The organism is Streptomyces sp. NPDC002935, from assembly GCF_040611295.1.
Lineage (GTDB): Bacteria > Actinomycetota > Actinomycetes > Streptomycetales > Streptomycetaceae > Streptomyces.
Genome location: NZ_JBEXNW010000090.1, coordinates 1 through 2,891 on the forward strand (window position 1 = coordinate 1; position 2,891 = coordinate 2,891).

The 2,891-nt window shown below is 71.5% G+C and carries 3 protein-coding genes; all 3 read right to left on the reverse strand.

Features of this window, described 5'->3' with window-relative positions; translation table 11 throughout:
* The coding region (locus ABZX90_RS43750) for an alpha-amylase family glycosyl hydrolase (RefSeq protein WP_355213723.1) at nucleotides 1–1,005 on the reverse strand (1,005 nt) is incomplete at its 3' end.
* A gap of 135 nt (nucleotides 1,006–1,140) precedes the next feature.
* A complete protein-coding gene (locus ABZX90_RS43755; protein ID WP_351123325.1) occupies nucleotides 1,141–2,514 on the reverse strand; it encodes a maltokinase in 1,374 nt (457 codons plus the stop codon).
* A 47-nt stretch (nucleotides 2,515–2,561) separates the two neighbouring features.
* A partial coding sequence (locus tag ABZX90_RS43760; RefSeq protein ID WP_351123328.1) for an alpha-glucosidase C-terminal domain-containing protein occupies nucleotides 2,562–2,891 on the reverse strand: 330 nt, incomplete at its 5' end.

The window sequence follows — 2,891 nt, forward strand, 5'->3', positions numbered from 1 at the left end:
GTCGTCGCGGGGGAAGTGGGCGGGGACCCAGTCCATGAGGACGCCGATGCCGGCCCGGTGCAGGGCGTCGACGAGGTGCTTGAAGTCGTCGGGGGTGCCGAGGCGGGCGGTGGGGGCGTAGAAGCCCGTGATCTGGTAGCCCCACGAGCCGCCGAAGGGGTGTTCCATGACGGGCATCAGCTCGACGTGGGTGAAGCCGAGGTCGGCGACGTAGGCGGGGAGCTGGTCGGCGAGCTGACGGTAGGTCAATCCGGGTCGCCAGGACGGCAGATGCACCTCGTACGCCGAGAACGGCGCCTCGTGCAGCGGACGGCGCTTCGCCCGCTGCTTCATCCACGCGGAGTCCTTCCACGTGTGGGACGACCGCGTCACGACCGAGGAGGTCGCCGGGGGCACCTCCGTGCGGCGGGCCATCGGGTCGGCGCGCAGCGTGCGCGAACCGTCGGGGCGCGTGATGTCGAACTTGTAGAGCGTCCCCTCGCCGAAGCCGGGCAGGAACACCTCCCACACGCCGGACGATCCGAGCGAGCGCATCGGAAATCCGCCGGCCCCGTCCCAGTGGCAGAAGTCCCCGCAGACCCGGACCCCTTGAGCGTTGGGCGCCCACACCGTGAAGCGCGTTCCCTCGACACCCTCGTGGGTCATCGGTTCGGCGCCGAGCGCCCGCCACAGCTCCTCGTGCCGGCCCTCACCGATCAGATGCAGGTCCAACTCACCGAGCGCTGGAAGGAATCGGTACGGGTCCTGCATCTCGTACTCGGTGCCGTCGTACGTCACCATCAGCGAGTACGCGGGAATCCCCTCGAGCGGCAGAACGGCCCCGAAGAGCCCGTCGCCGAGGTCGTCCAGCGCGGTAAGGCTCCCGTCCACCATCACCGCCACACCCTGGGCGTACGGCCGCAGCGCCCGGAACACGACTCCGCCCGGCACCGGATGGGCTCCCAGCAGCGCGTGCGGATCGTGATGGGCGCCGGACAGCAGGCGCCCCCGGTCCGTGGGGTCCAGCGCGGCGTGCTGCGCCGACGGGGCGGCGGGCTTGGCCCGTCGTACGCGGGTGGATGCGGTGCGGGTCACGGCTTGTGCCTCTCGAAGTGGGGGTGTTGAGGGTGGTCAGGGGGAGTGCTGAGGAGCGGTCGGTGGTCAGATGTGGGCGGCGAGCCGGCCGACCGCCGCCATGGGCACGGGCAGCCAGTCGGGACGGTGCCGTGCCTCGTAGAGCACTTCGTACACGGCACGGTCCGTCTCGTAAGCGCGCAGCAGTTCGGGTTCCTCGCGCGGGTCCCACGCCGCCGCGGCGGCGTAGCCCGCGCAGAAGGCCTCGCGGCAGCGCTGCGCCCACTCCGGACGCCACGGCTGACGGGAGCGGGCCGCGTAGTCGAAGGACCGCAGCATGCCCGCTACATCGCGCACGGGGGACTGGACACGCCGACGTTCGCTGATCGGGCGGGCCGGTTCACCCTCGAAGTCGATCACCGACCACCGCTGCCCGGCCCGCAGGACCTGGCCGAGGTGGAGATCGCCGTGGATGCGCTGGGCGGGGCGGACCGCCGAGTCCAGGGCGGCGAGTGCGTCGAAGGCCGACCGCAACCCGGCCGCGTGGGGGCGGAGTTCGGCGACGGAACGGACCGCGGCGTCGAGACGCCCGTGCATCGCGTCCGCGAGCCGCTTGTTCCGGTACGGGCTCGGCGGGTCCACGGGCAACGCCGTGGCCAGGGCCAGATGCACCTCGGCGGTGGCGCGGCCCAGCTCGTACGCCTCGCCGGTGAAGTCCCTTTCCGAGCCCAGGGATTCGAGTGCCAGGGTCCAGCCGTCGGTGGCGTCACGAAGGTAGGGCTGAAGGACGCCGAGGGTCGCTTCCTGCGGCTCCGAGGTCCGGAACCAGGCGGCGGGCGCGGGGACGCGGGTGCAGCCCTGCCGGGCCAGCGCGCGCGGCACTTCCAGGTCCGGGTTGATGCCGGGCTGGACGCGCCGGAAGACCTTCAGTATGAACGCGTCGCCGTACACCAGCGAGGAGTTGGACTGTTCGGCGTCGAGGAGACGCGGGGTGAGACCGGACGGCACCGTCACGCGCGGATCGCGCTCGAAGCTGAGCGGTCCCGCCGTGCCCGAACGGCGCAGCCGCTCCAGGAGCAGTCCCGCCGCCTTCGGGTCGTGGAAGGCGTCGTACACGGTCATGTCGGCCAGCGGGCCGGCGCTCGCCCGGCCGATGAAGGCGTGGGCGAGACGCGGCGGCAGGACCTCCCGTACACCGAGGAGCAGTTGGTAGCAGTCCTCGGCGGCGGGTGCGCCGGTGCCGCCGTGGGCGGGCGGGCCGAGATGCTCGGTGCGCACCAGCAGATGCAGACACCCCGGGTACAGCTCGGTCGTCGAGAGCAGCGTCAGATCCGTCACGGGCCTGCCCTTGCCGGCGAACCAGCGCTGCCGCGGCAGCCAGGCACGCAGCAGCTCGGCGAGCGAGGTCAGCAGCGGAGCGGTGTCTAGGCCGCTCGGACGGTGCAGAGCGGTCTTCGCCATGGCGACACGTCCTTTCAGAGGCGGGCGGGCTGTCGAGGGGCACGGGTTCACGATCGCCTCGTGGTGCCGGGCCCGACCGCGGGGCGCAATCTGAACCAGTAGAAGCCGTGACCGGCGAGGGTCAGCAGGTACGGCAGTTCGCCGATGGCCGGGAATCGCACGCCGCCGATCAGCTCGACGGGGTGTCTGCCGTTGAACTCGCGCAGGTCGAGTTCGGTGGGCTGGGCGAAGCGCGAGAAGTTGTGCACGCACAGGACGAGGTCGTCCCGATACTCCCGCAAAAACGCGAGGACGGCGGGGTTGGAGGACTGGAGTTCGGTGTAGGAGCCGAGTCCGAAGGCCCTGTTCTGTTTGCGGATCTCGATCATGCGGCGGGT

Bases quoted from the DNA above. Each gene is read 5' to 3' on its own strand.
- ABZX90_RS43755 (WP_351123325.1), bottom strand. From the start codon at position 2,514: ATGGCGAAGACCGCTCTGCACCGTCCGAGCGGCCTAGACACCGCTCCG.